The 13,570-nt window shown below is 72.5% G+C and carries 12 protein-coding genes; 4 read left to right on the top strand and 8 right to left on the bottom strand.

Features of this window, described 5'->3' with window-relative positions; genetic code table 11:
* The first annotated feature begins 3 nt into the window (after window positions 1-3).
* Window positions 4-1,068 carry an NAD(+)/NADH kinase gene (locus tag ABZT12_RS17985; RefSeq protein ID WP_356384735.1) on the top strand — a complete coding sequence of 355 codons (1,065 nt, stop codon included), beginning with the start codon at window positions 4-6 and terminating at the stop codon, window positions 1,066-1,068.
* Window positions 1,069-1,211: 143 nt separating this feature from the next.
* Here ABZT12_RS17985 and ABZT12_RS17980 read toward each other — a convergent pair whose 3' ends face one another.
* Together ABZT12_RS17980 and ABZT12_RS17975 are read right to left on the bottom strand one after the other, a co-directional pair.
* Window positions 1,212-1,958, bottom strand: a complete 747-nt coding sequence (locus ABZT12_RS17980; RefSeq protein WP_356384732.1) for an SDR family NAD(P)-dependent oxidoreductase — start codon at window positions 1,956-1,958, stop codon at window positions 1,212-1,214.
* A 355-nt stretch (window positions 1,959-2,313) separates the two neighbouring features.
* Complete coding sequence (locus ABZT12_RS17975) at window positions 2,314-3,171, bottom strand: SDR family NAD(P)-dependent oxidoreductase (protein ID WP_356384728.1); 858 nt, start codon at window positions 3,169-3,171, stop codon at window positions 2,314-2,316.
* A 233-nt stretch (window positions 3,172-3,404) separates the two neighbouring features.
* On the opposite strand from ABZT12_RS17975, the gene ABZT12_RS17970 reads away from it, so the two are divergent.
* Entirely contained in the window at window positions 3,405-4,259 is an 855-nt protein-coding gene (locus tag ABZT12_RS17970) for a helix-turn-helix transcriptional regulator (RefSeq protein ID WP_356384725.1), read from the top strand.
* A 323-nt stretch (window positions 4,260-4,582) separates the two neighbouring features.
* Here ABZT12_RS17970 and ABZT12_RS17965 read toward each other — a convergent pair whose 3' ends face one another.
* From ABZT12_RS17965 to ABZT12_RS17945, 5 genes are all read right to left on the bottom strand, one after another.
* Window positions 4,583-5,203 carry an NAD(P)H-binding protein gene (locus ABZT12_RS17965; RefSeq protein ID WP_356384722.1) on the bottom strand — a complete coding sequence of 207 codons (621 nt, stop codon included), beginning with the start codon at window positions 5,201-5,203 and terminating at the stop codon, window positions 4,583-4,585.
* Window positions 5,204-5,277: 74 nt separating this feature from the next.
* Window positions 5,278-6,117, bottom strand: coding sequence for an inositol monophosphatase family protein (locus tag ABZT12_RS17960; protein ID WP_356384719.1), 840 nt, complete (start codon window positions 6,115-6,117; stop codon window positions 5,278-5,280).
* Between the two features lie 107 nt (window positions 6,118-6,224).
* Window positions 6,225-6,752: a hypothetical protein gene (locus ABZT12_RS17955; RefSeq protein WP_356384716.1), complete on the bottom strand. Its 528-nt coding sequence runs from the start codon at window positions 6,750-6,752 to the stop codon at window positions 6,225-6,227.
* Window positions 6,753-6,911: 159 nt separating this feature from the next.
* Complete coding sequence (locus ABZT12_RS17950) at window positions 6,912-7,745, bottom strand: GNAT family N-acetyltransferase (protein WP_356384713.1); 834 nt, start codon at window positions 7,743-7,745, stop codon at window positions 6,912-6,914.
* Window positions 7,746-7,784: 39 nt separating this feature from the next.
* On the bottom strand, window positions 7,785-8,594 hold the full coding sequence (locus ABZT12_RS17945) for an inositol monophosphatase family protein (RefSeq protein WP_356384710.1): 810 nt from the start codon (window positions 8,592-8,594) through the stop codon (window positions 7,785-7,787).
* Between the two features lie 210 nt (window positions 8,595-8,804).
* Here ABZT12_RS17945 and ABZT12_RS17940 point away from each other — a divergent pair, with 210 nt between their 5' ends.
* Entirely contained in the window at window positions 8,805-8,978 is a 174-nt protein-coding gene (locus ABZT12_RS17940) for an esterase-like activity of phytase family protein (RefSeq protein ID WP_356385021.1), read from the top strand.
* A 653-nt stretch (window positions 8,979-9,631) separates the two neighbouring features.
* Here the strand turns inward: ABZT12_RS17940 and ABZT12_RS17935 are convergent.
* A complete protein-coding gene (locus tag ABZT12_RS17935; RefSeq protein ID WP_356384707.1) occupies window positions 9,632-10,309 on the bottom strand; it encodes a triacylglycerol lipase in 678 nt (225 codons plus the stop codon).
* Between the two features lie 223 nt (window positions 10,310-10,532).
* Between ABZT12_RS17935 and ABZT12_RS17930 the strand changes: the two genes are divergently transcribed.
* Entirely contained in the window at window positions 10,533-13,313 is a 2,781-nt protein-coding gene (locus ABZT12_RS17930) for an AAA family ATPase (RefSeq protein ID WP_356384704.1), read from the top strand.
* The last annotated feature ends 257 nt before the right edge of the window (window positions 13,314-13,570 follow it).

Genomic DNA, 13,570 nt, shown 5'->3' with positions numbered 1-13,570 from the left:
CTCATGCCCGTCTGCTGCATCGGCCTCGTCGTCCACCAAGGGCGGGCGACGGCCCAGGAAGCGGCGCGCGCCGTGCACGCCTGGAGCGAGGCGCACGGTGTCCGCTGCACGGAGATCGACGTGTGGGGCGAGGCCCAACGGCGCCGAAGCGGACGCGAGGAGGCCGAAGCCGCGGGCAACCCCGATCTCGTCGTCACCCTCGGCGGGGACGGCACCTTCCTGCGCGGAGCCCGCATCGCCGTCAGGAGCGGAGCCGACGTGCTCGGGGTCGACCTCGGCAAGGTCGGTTTCCTCACCGAGGTCCCGGCCCAGGACATCGACGAGGCCCTCGACGTCGTCCACCAGGGGCGCGCCCAGGTGGAGGAGCGGATGACGCTGACGATGCGCGCCTCCCGGCCCCTGGAGATCCCCGCGGAGATGGAGTCCCTGCTGCGCTACGGCCGCGGACCGGCCCTGCCGCCGCCACAGGTCCGGCCCGAGACCACGGAGGGCGACGGCTGGGGCTGCGCCCTGGACGTCACCGCCCTCAACGACGTCGTACTGGAGAAACTCGCCCGCGACCGGCAGGTCGGCGTCGGCGTCTATCTGGCCGGCCGGCTGCTGGCGACCTACTCGGCCGACGCGCTGGCCGTCGCCACCCCCACCGGCTCGACCGCCTACAGCTTCGCCGCCGGCGGCCCGGTTCTCTCGCCGCACATGGACGCGGTGGTCTTCACCCCGATCGCCCCGCACATGACGTTCGACCGCAGTGTCGTGGCCGCCCCCGACGAGCCGGTCGCCCTGCGCGTGCTGCCCCACTCGGGCCAGGCCGCCGTCAGCATCGACGGCCAACTGCGCGGTGTCCTCGACCCCGGCGACTGGATCGGCGTCTTCCGCGCCCCGCAGCGCGTCCGTCTCATCCGCCTCCACCCCACCGACTTCTACGGCCGGCTGCGCGACCGGTTCCGCCTCACCGACGCCCCCGCCACCGCCGCGGACGGCCCCTCGGCACCCTTCTTCCGCCCGGACACCCCGATCCCCCCGGACCTCGCCCGCATGCGCCTCCCACCACCTACGGCCGCCCGCTGAGGGAACTTCCGCTCAGCCCGGTTCCGACAACTCCGCTACTTTCAAAGGAAGTTGTCCGCGTCCTCGCTCCCCCTTGCCGGGGGCGAGTGTGCCGGCCCGTCCTCGCCGATCCGGACCGGCTCCGGCGGCCCGGACACCGCTTGTCAATGGGCGGCCAGCATGCGCAGCACGTCGGCGTACTGTCCGCGGGCCTCGGCGAAGCGCAGGGGTTCGACCGCCTTGACGAGGATCTCGTTCGGGGGTCGCTCATCGGAGCCGAGGATGTCCATGACCTCGTCGAGGAAGGCGTCGAGGGGCATGGCGTTGTCCGCCTCCTCCTGTCCCATCAGGGCGGTGCGCACCGCCGGGGGCACCAGTTCCAGGACGTCGATGACCGTGTCGGCCAGCTGGACGCGCAGGCTTTCGGTGAAGGAGTGGATGGCGGCCTTGGTGGCGTTGTAGGTCGGGGTGATCGGCAGGGGGACGAACGCCAGCCCGGAGGACACCGTCATGATCGTCGCCTGCGGCCGGGTGGCGAGGTGCTCGGTCAGGGCCGCGACGAGGCGGATCGGGCCGAGGAGGTTGGTCGCCACGGTCGCTTCCGCCGTGGTCAGGAAGCCACTGCTGTGCAAATCCTCCGGCAGCATGATGCCGGCCATCGCGACCAGGACGTTGAGGTCGGGGAAGCGTCGCAGCAGGTGCGCGGTGACGTCCTGGATGGCGACCGCGTCGGTGGTGTCGAGCACGACGGACTCGATGCCGGGGTTCTCCGCGACGATCTGAGCCAGCCTGTCCTCGCGGCGCCCGGAGACGATGACCCGGTTGCCTGCCGTGTGCAGCCGCAGCGCGAGACCGAGGCCGATGCCGGAGGTCGCTCCGGCGACGAGGACGGTGTTGCCTGTGGGATTCATGGGGTTTCTCCGGTTGTGTTCGGTGTGAGGGTGGGTGGAAGGAGGGAGGGGAGGGAGGGCAGGGGAGGTCGGACGGCCGGTGGCCTTGGGACGTACCAGGCCGGTCGTGGCCGTGCGTCGAGTGCGCGCGCCATGCCGGGAAGGCGCGGTAGGTGAACGAGTGCCCGCTCCTCCACGAGGTACCGGACACGCTCGGCGTGTTGTCGGACCGGGCGGACACGAGGAGCGGCGCAGGGGTGGGACACGTCGCCGGTCACGGCGTGGGTCACGCGGATCTGCCTGCCGAGGTCGACGGTCCGACCGGCGGAGGCGAACGCAACGACGGTGTCGGCGTGGGCGGCCGTCTACAGGTGGTTCATCGGCCGGCTCCCGTGAGCGCGGCGGTCGCCCGCCACAGGTCGCCGGCCTTTGTCTCGTCCAGGCCTGCCTTGCCCGGCTTGCGGACGGCGGGGTGGCCCTTGATGCCGCCGAAGCCGTCCGGGCCGACGTAGGCGTTACCGGGCACGTCCTGTGTCGCGGCGTACAGGGTCGGCAGGGCCCCGTGTTCGGGGTCGTTGAGCAGGAACGAGAAACGGTTGATGACGTTCGCCGACGAGTGCGCGGCCAGCGAGGTCGTGGCGATGCCGGGGTGGGCGAGCACCGACCGGACCGGGCTGCCCGACGCTGTCAGGCGCCGCTGCAGTTCCAGGGAGAACAGCACGACCGCGAGCTTGGAGTCCCGGTAGGCGTGCATCGGGTGGTACCCGCGCGACCGCCAGTCGAGATCGTCCACGTCCAGCGCGGACTGCCGGTGCAGTTGGCTGGTCACGCTGACGACGCGGTCGGTCAGGTACGGCAGGAGCAGGTTGGTCAGGACGAAGGGGCCGGTGTAGTTCGTCGCGGTCTGTAGGTCGAGCCCGTCCGCGGTCCGCGCCGCCGGGACATCCATGACACCCGCGTTGTTGACGAGGATGTCCAGGTCGCCGGTCCACGCCTCCGCGAAGCTCCGCACCGATCCCAGGTCGGCGACGTCCAGGCGTCGCACGTCGAAGTCGCCGGGCATCCCGGCGATCGCCCGGCGGCCCTTCTCCGTGTCGCGCACCCCCAGCACGACGCGGGCACCGACGCGCCCGAACTCACGGGCGGTGATCAGCCCGATGCCGCTGCCGGCTCCCGTGATGAGCACTGCCCTCCCCGTCATTCCCGGCAGGTCGGCAGCCGTCCACTTGGCCATGGGGTCCCTCTCGTATCGGTCGTCGCGGTGCCGGTCAGCGCGCACCCCGGTCGTCGCGGGGCGCGTGGCGCCGTGCCGCGAGAACCAGTGGACGCCACCCCGCGGCGCGGAGGAAGGACTCGCTCAACCACTGATTCGCAGTCAGTGGTCAAGGCCGTTCGCGGCTGCCACGATGGTGGACGTACGGCGGCGCCGACCGACGTCCCACCCGCACTCGACCTCAGGCGGAACCCATGGAGCACACCTTGGACCGCGCGTCCTTGGGCGCCTTCCTGCGCGCCCGGCGGGAGGCCCTGCAACCGGAGGACGTGGGACTGCGCCGCGGATCGCGTCGGCGCGCCCGCGGACTGCGACGGGAGGAGGTAGCCGAGCTGTGCGACATGTCGGCCGACTACTTCGCCCGCCTGGAACGCGGTAGTGGGCCGCACCCCTCGCAGCAGATGGCGGCAGCCATCGCCCGCGGGCTGCGCCTCACCCCCGACGAACGCGATCACCTGTTTCTCCTGTGCGGGCACCGCACACCGCACCGGCGGCTGCGCAGCGAGCACGTCAACCCGGGGCTGATGCGCATCCTGGACCGGCTTCAGGACACCCCGGCTCAGGTCATGGGTTCCCTGGGCGAGACGTTGCTGCAGACGCCTCCCGCCGTAGCCCTGCTCGGAGAACAGACCCACTACACCGGGGAAGCGCGCAGCGCCCCCTACCGCTGGTTCACCGATCCGGCCGCCCGTGAGCGGTACCTCCCTGACGACCACCCTCCGAACAGCCGGGTGAACGTCGCGCTCCTGCGGGGCGCGTCCACGAGGGAAGGGCCTCGGTCGGAGGCCGCCCGTCTGGTGGCGAGCTTGCTTCGGCAGAGCGCAGAGTTCGCGGCCCTGTGGGACCGGCAGGAGGTCGGCCTGTTCTGGAGCAACGCCAAACGGTTCGTGCACCCGCAGGTCGGGCGCATCGACCTGTTCTGCCAGAACCTGCACGACCCCGACCAGGCGCAGTCCCTGCTCGTCTTCACCGCGATTCCGGGCACCGACAGCTACGACAAGCTGGCTCTGCTGAACGTCCTCGGCGCGGACAGCTTCCCTGTCGGCTGACGCCCGCGATGCCCTAGCGCTGCACCCGGCGTGGGTGAAGGACCTCGCCTCGTCGGCGTATGCCGCGAAGTCGCCATGACGTGCGGGCATGAGGTCGGTCGCGTCGACCGCGATCTTCCCCTCAAGCCCTTTGTCCCGTCACCCCGCTCAGGGCGTCCGCGATCTGTGCGCCTGGTACCGCGACCAGGACGGCGTCCGCGTCCGAGACGGCCCCGCCGTCACGGGCCGACCTGCGTCGCCCGCGCTCATCGCCGCAGCCGGGGCAGTGACCCAGGCTGCGGCGAGATGACCGATCCGAGCAGGTGCCGCCCTCGTAGGACGGTTCAGCGGTCGAGGGGGATGTAGGTGCCGCCGGGCAGGTCCGGCGCTTCGGCGGCGTCGAGCATCGCGGCGGCGACGTTGGCGCGGCTGACGCGGGCGGGGAACAGCCGATGGGGTGCCCGGCTCAGCGGTTCGGTGCGACGGTGTTCGCTGAGCGGTCCGGCGGACAGCGGCCCGCAGTGGAAGACCGCGCCCCCGGCGTCGAGGACGGTGGTGTCGGCGGTGACCTTGTCGGTGAGTTCGGCACCCATGGCCCGGAGCAGGGTGCGCGTCAGGCCGCCGGCCGCGCCGGCGGAGGCGCCGGTGCCGAACGCACCCATCCAGAGGATGCGGTCGGGGTCGGCCGCGACGGCGGCGCGAGCGCCCGCGGTCAGCACACCGACCTGGTCGCGGCCGGGGATACCCAGTGCCGAGATGATGGTGGTGGCGCCTTTGAGGGCGCGGCCGATGCCGTCGGTGTCGCGCACGTCGGCACGCACTCTGATCAGCTGGTCCTCGTGGCCGGTGACCACGAGCCGGTCGGGGTCACGGGCGATCGCGGTGACGGTGTGTCCACGGTCGAGGGCCTGCTGGAGGAGGTACTGGCCGGTGGCGCCCGAGGCGCCCAGAACGGTGAGATGCATGGTCGTATTCCCTTACGGGGAGGCGGTGCTTCGGGGTGTGAACGGTGCCGTCGGCTGGCGATCGCCGCGGCGGCTCAGGTGGTGCTGGACAGCACGTTCAGGGCGGCGGCGTGCACACCCGGCGCGGCGACCAGCAGGTCGGCGCCCGACCGCCAGGGCCGGCCGTGCAGGTCGGTGGCGATCGCGCCGGCTTCGGTGGCGAGCAGCACACCAGCGCCCACGCCGGACATCTCGGGCTGGAACTGCCAGTAGGCGTCGTACTGGCCGGTGGCCACGCCCAGCAGCGGGAAGGTGGTGGGGATCGTGCTGCGTACCAGCAACGCACTGTCCAGCATGGCGGCGAACGCCTTGCCTATGTGCCGGCGTTGCGCCTGGTCCTCGCCGCCGTCCTGGCTGGTGGTCATCATCGCCACCTTGAGGTCGGTCTTGGCGGACGCCCGCAGCCGGGTCCCGTCACGGTAGGCGCCGCCGCCGCGCACGGCGGTATAGGTGACGTTGCCGATGGGCTGGTGCACCACACCGAGCACCGGCTGGTTGTCGCGGACCAGGGTGATGGTGGTGCCCCATTCGGTCAGCCCGTGCAGGTGGTTGATTGCGCCTTCGACGAGGTCGCTGATCCACCACTCGCCGGCGGGCAGCTCGCCTTGGAGCTTTTCCTCCTCGTCCTCGCCGAGCCAGGTGGCCTGCGGCCGGATCGCGGCCAGTGCGGCCTGGACGCCCTCTGCGGCCTCTTCTTCCATGGGTCCGAAGACGCTCATGATGTCGTCGCGGGTGGCCGGTCGGGCATCCGGCGAGTAGCGGGCGAGGACGCGTGCGCCGATCCGTTCGGCGATCTCCGCGACCGCGGGAAGCAGTGCCGCGTCGTCGGTGACCGTGCTCGGCGTGGCAGGAGTGGGCGTGGCAGGAGTGGACATGGCGGGTACCTCCGGGAGATATGACGGACAAGAATCTGACAGGTCGTCAGAACCGTTTGGTGTAACGGTCGTTGTTCATGTGGCCTGCCTCGATCGTCCGGGCCGCGTTACTTGCGGACCCGGCCCCACGGTTTGAAGACCGAGAGCACGGTGGCGAAGCTCAGGAGCGCCAGGGCGGTGGCGGCGAGGAACGAGACGAACCAGATGTCCTGCAACGGCTGTGCACCCGTGGCGAGTTCGGTGACGGGGCCCAGGAAGGCCAGCATCATCGCGCAGGCGATCACATTCAGGACCAGCTTCACGGCGACCCACCAGAACCGTACGAGTCCCCACTTGGTCGCCAACCCCAGCAGGAGGCCGGTGATCAGGCAGAGCGTCCCTGCCACGAGGGCCGACAGCAGGAGGGGGACGACGAAGAAGTCGGCCAGTGCGCGGTAGGCGGCGGTGCGGTCGTCGCCGGCGCGCACCCAGCCGATCGCCACCAGGACGATGGAGATGACATCGATGCCGATCCAGGACCCCGCCGAGACGACATGGGTGACCAGGATGCTCTTGCGCAGCCGGACCGGGATGTTCCAGCGGACCCGGTTGGCCCGTTGCGGTGGGGTGGTTGGGGCTGTGGAAAGCGTGGTCATGGCTGTCCTAGTCTGAGGATCGTCTCGGGTACGGGGGGCAGCAGCCGGAGCCGGCCTCGGCCTCTGACGAGGCCCGCCCTGAGTGGATGAGATGCGGTGCGCGGCCACCGGCCCGTTCCAGCGCCCGCACCTGCCCGCACTACGGACCGTGGCTTCGGTCTACGCGTGCCACAGCCAGTTGGCCCGGTCGTACATCGGCTCGAAGCCGGCGCGCACCAGGTTGCGCAGGGACGGGTTGGGTGCGCCGGGGCCCTCGACGCCGGTCTCGGCGACGATCCACCGGCAGCCCTCGGCCGCGGCCGCGCGGAGGCGGGCGGCGATCAGCGCGGACTGGGCGTTACGGCCGCGCGCGTCCGGGAGCGTGGCCGCGGCGAACATGTGGGCGCACTCGCCGTTGAAGAAGACACTCCCGACCGCGACGATGCGCTCACCGGCCCAGACCGCGTACTGCGTCCAGTTCGCGCCGCCCACGAATGACGCGGCCATCTCGATCATGTCCGGCGTGGTGAACCCGAAGGTGGTCATCATGACGGTGGCCCACTCGTGGGCCCGCTCGACCTCTACGACGCCGACCCGCCAGCCGGGTGCCAGGACGGGAACGTCGGTGGTGGTGGGCGCCGTTTCGAGGTGCCGGCCGAGCTTGGTGTGTCCGCTGCCCCGGGTGAGGCCCAGTTTCGAGACGGTGGTGGCCCAGTCGGGCGGCAGCAGGGACGGTGCGATCATGAGCGAGCCCCGCGCCACCCCCTGCTCCCGGTAGAAGTCGCACACCTGGTTCAGGTCGTCGGCGGTGATCGGACGGTCGGTGCCGAAGCCGCCCGCCCGGTTGAAGAAGTGGCTCGGGTCCTCACGGACGGCCAGTGCCCGCGTGGAGCCGGCGTGCAACGTGCCGAGGCCCAGGGCCTCCTGTACGGATGCCGGAGCGCTGGTCGCGAAGTCGGTGTAGGCCAGGATCTCGGTCAGCTCGGCGACGTCCGTGGGCACGGTGGCGGTCATGCGTGGTTCCTTGGTCAGAGTGGAGAGGGTCGGGGCCGGTCAGATCGAGGACAGGACGTCGAGCGCGGCGGTGTGGAGGTGGGGGGCGGCGGCCAGGAAGTCGCGGCTGGCGGCGTTCCAGGGCTTGCCGTCCAGGTCGGTGACGGTGCCTCCGGCCTCGGTGACCAGCAGGGCACCGGCGACGAGGCCGGAGCGGACGTCGGAGAACTGCCAGAAGGCGTCCATGCGTCCGGCGGCGACGTGGATGAGCTGCAGCGTGGCCGGGACGGACACGCGCACGACGAGACCGGCGGTGAGCATCGCGGTGACGGATGCGCCGATGCGGCGGAAGGTGTCGGTGGTCTCGCCGGGCCGGGCCTGGCCGGTGCCGATCAGTGCGGCACCCAGGTCACTCTTCGCGGACACGGTCAACGGACGGCCGTTGAGGTGGGCGCCGCCGCCCGCGGTGGCGGTGTAGGTGTCGCCGGTCAGCGGCAGGTGAACGACCGTGAGGACCGGCTGGTTGTCGCGCACCAGGGTGGCGGTGAGGCCCCAGTCCGGCATGCCGTGGACGTGGTTGATGTTGCCCTCGGCCGGGTCGACGACCCACCACTCCCCCGGCGGCAGCGCTCCGCCGGCCAGCTCGTCCTCGGCCCACTGCGACCCGGGCCTCGCCCGCAGCAGCGGCTCACGCATCACGGCGAGGACCGCGTCGTCGTTCGCGTAGATCTCGCCGACGACCTCCTCCAGGCTCACGCCTCGGGCGTGGGTCGTGTAGCGCTCCCGCAGGGTGACTCCGGCGTCCTCCACCACGGTGGTCACCGCGGACAGGAGCGTGGCGTCGAGGTCGAAAGGCATGGCTGTGCTCATGGCGGACTCCTTGGATTCGGTAGAGGCGGGGTGTTTCCGGCTGCTGTCCGCACCCCGCATCTAGAAGGTAGAAGCCGCCACCGTTAACAACAAGTGCATGGTTTTCACTCGAACAGTTACTGTCATGCAATCGGGGCCGAGCGGGGGTCAATCCCCAGTCCCTGCAAGGGCATCGAGAGCTGAAGGCCGAGGCGGAGACCGGGTGCGCGCATCCGCCCACACCACGCCCAGCCTCGTGCGGCAGCACGCGTCGCGTGCGACAACACCGAGGGCATGACGTGGGGTCCGACCCTGCGAGACGGCGAACGCACCCTGGTTCTGGTCAGCGACGACAACTTCGCCGACGACGCGGTCACCCAGTTCGTCGCACTCGGCATCCGCTGAGCCGCCGGTAACCGACGGCGGGCGTACCGCCCAAGGGCGCAGGCGGCAGGCGGCAGGCGGCTGAACGGTCGCGCGCCGCCGGCCCCGTGGGTGTCCGCCGCAGCGCGGGCCGCGCCCGCGGCCGTCAAACTCAAGGGCCGCGTACTCGACCCGGATGAGGACTGACCGACCAGGCATCGTTGTCTGAGCCGTCGCCTCCCCGGTGACGGCCCACGACGCGGTGAGGCCCGCACCAACTGGCTTGGTGCGGGCCTCACTTGGCACTGTCTGCGTGCCGAGTCCTCAGCTGGCGATCGCCGGTTCCGCCGGTGCCGACCAGTGGTCACGCACCACGTGGCCAGGGTGGTCAGTTGGGGGTGGTGTGCGCGCAGGGTCGCCGCATCGGCGCGGTAGCCCACGGTGTTGAACCAGTCGAACATCGCGGTCATCTCCTCTCTGCGGGCGCGGAACTCCTCGATCGGTTGGGCGCGGAAGCGCACCGGGCGGCCTGCGGCGCGGGCGAAGACCCCGGCCGTCTGCGGGCCGGCCAGCTGGATCGTCGCGGTCAGGCCGAGCGCCGCGATGTGCCGTTCCGCCCCCGGGCGGTTCGCATGCGGGAGTCCGGCGGCCGGCCGTGTGGGCCGGGCGCCGGACTCCCGTCGGTCCGTGGTGGGTCAGGTGGCGAGGAAGTGCTCGACGGCGGTGAGAGTCGCCGTGTCGGTGAGGTAGCCGATGTGCGTCTGGCAGGCGACCAGGTTGTTGGTGGCGCCGCTCAGCTCGGTGCTGGTGTAGGGGATGATCACGCCGTCGCACGGCGAGTACCAGGTGGCGTACTTGGTGGTGCCGGGGGTCTCGTCACCCGCGTTGACCGTGGCCAGGAAGCTGGAGCCGGGGTACATCTCGACACAGGACGTGTTGATCAGGCAGGCCCCGGCGAAGGTGGTGCCGTGGTTGGCGCCGGCGATCGAGGCGAGGTGGCGGACGTAGGGCTGGCCGCCGAGCTGCTTGACGTACCAGTCGCTGACCAGGCCGCCCATGGAGTGGTTGACGATGTCGACCTGCTGGGCGCCGGTCTTGGCCAGGACCTGCTGGACGTAGGTGGCGAGGTTGGCCGCGCTGGTCTTGTTGGACTGGCTCCAGTCGTACTGGAAGGCGTAGAGCTCGTTGCCGCTGTAGCCGTTGGCCTGGAACAGCGCCTCGGCGGTGGTCCAGTTGCTGGCGCTGCCGCTGTAGCCGTGGACGAAGACGACCGGGGTGTGCGTGGTGGCGGCGCTGGCGCTGCCCACCTGCACGACAGTGCCCAGGCCGACCGCGGCCAGCAGGCTGAGCAGGACAGTGAGGATCCGTCGCATGGGGTTTCCTTCTGGAGTGGGGGCTCCTGGAGTGGGGACTTCTGGAGTGTCGGGGGGAGGCCGGTGGGCACGGACCGGTGGAATCACCGGTCTTGTGACGCGGCTCGGTCCACCGCCTCGTCCGTCGCGTAACCGCCGCGCCCGCCGGTCGGCAGAAATGTCATGGACCGAACAAGCGCGAACCCTCTTCCGCGCCGGGCAACCTGCGCGTAACACTGACGTCATGAGGGCGGAGCCGGACCAACACGGCGCGCTCCCGCGTCCGTTGTACGGGCGGGAGGCCGAGCGCGCGGTGCTGGCCGGTGCCATGGCGGAGGCGCGCGCCGGGCATCCGGGAGCCGTCCTGGTCGTCGGCGAGCCCGGGTCGGGACGGTCCGCGCTGCTGGCCGAGGCCGCCCGGACGGCCGACGGCTTCACCGTCTGCCGCACCGACTGCGCGGAGTCCGAGGCCCGCCTCCCCCTGTCCGCACTGCACCGGTCGCTCCCCCCGCTGGCAAACCGGGCGGGCGCGCTGCCGGCCGCCGAGACGGGCGCGCTGGAACGGATCCTCACCGGCCGCCTCCCCTCCCCCGAGCAGGCGTACGGGGCCGGGCTCACGCTGCTGCGCGTGCTCACGGCCGCCTCCGCGAACCGGCCGCTGCTGTGGTGCGTGGACGACGCGCACTGGCTGGACGAGGCGTCACTGCGCGCGCTGGAATTCGCGCTGGCCCGGCTGGAAAGCGGAGCGGTGGCGGTGGTGCTCGCCGCCGACCCCGGCTCGACCGCCGAGGAGGCGCTGGACGGTGTCGCCACCCTCCTCCGCCCGACGCCGCTCGACCGGTCCGGCGCCCTACGGCTGCTCCGGGACCGGTGCCGCGTCGAGCCCGCGGCGCGGGCGGCGGCCTGCGCGCTGGACCTCGCGGCAGGCAACCCGCTCGCCCTGGTGGAGTTGGCCGCCGCGCTGGCGGACGCGCCCGCCGACGCGGCGCCCGCGCTGCCGGCCTGGGGCCGCCTGCGGACCCGCCACCGACGGCGGTTGCGGCTGCTGAGCGACGGAGCGCGCACGGTGGTGTGCCTGGCGCTGGTCGGGGACGGGCTGCCCGCCCGGGTGCTGCTGGCCGCCGCGGCGCGAGCCGGCACGGGCCCCGGGGCGCTCGACGAGGCCCGCGCGTCGGGACTGGTCGCCGTGGACGGGGACACCGTGACGGTGCCGGGGCGCCTCCTGATGAACTGCCTGTCGGCGGAGACCGCCTTCGCCGACCGCCAGGCCGCCCACACCGCCCTCGCGCACGTCCTCACCGACACCGCCCCCCGGCTCCCCCGAGCGGTGCACCGGCTCGCGGCGGCCTCCAGGCCGTCGCCGCGACTGGTCAGGGAGCTGGACGAGGCCGCGGCCGCCGCCCGCGGCACCGGCGACCAACGGGCGGCGGCAGCCGCGCTGGAGCGGGCCGCGGAGGTGGCCGTACGCCCGGAGACCCGGTCCCGCTGGCTCGTCACCGCGGCGGCCGACCGGCTGGCCGCCGGCGAGTCCGCGTACGCCGGCGGCCTGCTGCACCGCGTCCTGCCGCGCGATCCGGACCCCGTCACCCGGGGCCTGCGCATGATGGTGCGCGGCGAGATCGAGCTGCGCGACGGGCTGCCCGCCCGCGCCCGGACGGACCTGTCCTCGGCGGTGGGCGCACTCCCCCGCTCACGGCCGGAACTGACGGCGCGGGCCCTGATACTCGCCGGCGAGGCGGCCTGCCTCGCCGGGGACTTCGCCGGCTACTTCTCGCTCGCTGAGCGCGCCCGCCGGCTGGGCACACCCGACGACCCTCCGGCCGTCCGCCTCGTCTCGGCCCACTTCGCGGGGATGGCGGCGACCTTCCGGGGCCACCACGACGAGGCGAGCCGGGCGCTGCGGCGGGTGGTGCGGCTGGCCGGCGCGGTCCGCGACCCCGAGGCCACGACGTGGGCCAGCCAGGCGGCGTACACCCTCGGTGACGCGCACCGGGCGCACACCCTGGCCCTGACCGCCGAGCACCAGGCCCGGGAGGCCGGCGCCGTCTCGCTGGTGCCGGGCGTGCTGGTCTACCAGGCACTCTCGTCGCTGATGCTCGACCGGCACGCCGCCGCGGAGAACGCCGCTACGGAAGGGCTGCGGCTCGCCCGCTCCCTGGGGCAGCGCAACGTAGCGGTGGACCACCTCGCGGTGCTGGCCCTGCTCTCCGCGCTCCAGGGGGACGGCATCTCGGCGGCCCTGCGGCTGCGGACGGCCGCACATGACGTCGCGGCCCGGGAACTGGGCCGGCCGAGCGCGTTCAACTGCTGGGTGGCGGCCGTCGTGGACCTCGTCGAGGGCAGGCCCGCGGACGCGCTGGACCGCTTCCGCCACATGACGGCGGGGGCCGGCCAGATCAACCTGGCGATCAGGGGCATGGCGGCGCCGCAGTTCGTGGAGGCCGCCGTCCGGTGCAGCGAGCGCGACAAGGCGGCAGGAGCGCTGCGGGGGTTCGAGAACTGGGCCGTGGCCTCGGGCAGCACCACCCGGCGGGCCCTGGCGCACCGCTGCCACGGGCTGCTCGCCGAGGGCCACGCAGCGGCCGAGGAGCACTTCCGCGAGGCGCTGCGGCTGCACGACCGCGGCGACGCGGCGCTGGAACGGGCCAAGACCGAGCTCTTCTTCGCCCACCGGCTGCGCCAGGCACGCCGCCCGGGCGCCGCCCGCGGGCTGCTACGGGACGCGCTGGCCGTCTTCCGGCAGGCGGAGGCACGGGTCTGGGCCGAACGGGCCGCCGACGAGCTCCGGGCGGCCGGGGAGTCACGGGCGGCCGGCGACGGCGCGGACCGGCCACCGCCGCGCGGCGGCACGGAACTGACCGCGCAGCAGGCACGCATCTGCGACCTCGTCAGCCGCGGCGCGACCAACCGGGAGATCGCCGACCTCCTGGTGCTCAGCACCCGCACGGTCGAGTACCACCTGCGGAACATCTTCGTCCGCCTCGGGGTGCGCTCCCGCGTCGAACTGGCTTCGCTGTTCCGCTGAGGCCCCGACCGCCCGACCGTACCCGCCGGTCGCCGAACCGGACAGAGGGTCGTGAAGGGGAACGGACGGTTCCTGCATCCAGCGGCGAGTAGCGAGTAGCGAGGGTGTCCATGCAGCGCGTTCAGCAGGGAGGCGCGCTTGGCATGGGAGCGCTCTTGAAGGGCGGGGGTCTCGGCGATGAGCCGGACGCCGGGTTCGGCGAAAGGATGGCAGAAAGTGCGCTCGGTCAGCCTGGCCCGAGCGGCGAGACGGGCGGG

It is taken from the genome of Streptomyces sp. NPDC005423, assembly GCF_040606415.1.
GTDB lineage: Bacteria > Actinomycetota > Actinomycetes > Streptomycetales > Streptomycetaceae > Streptomyces.
Note: the sequence above shows the minus strand (reverse complement) of the source record. Positions and strands in the feature narration are given on the sequence as shown.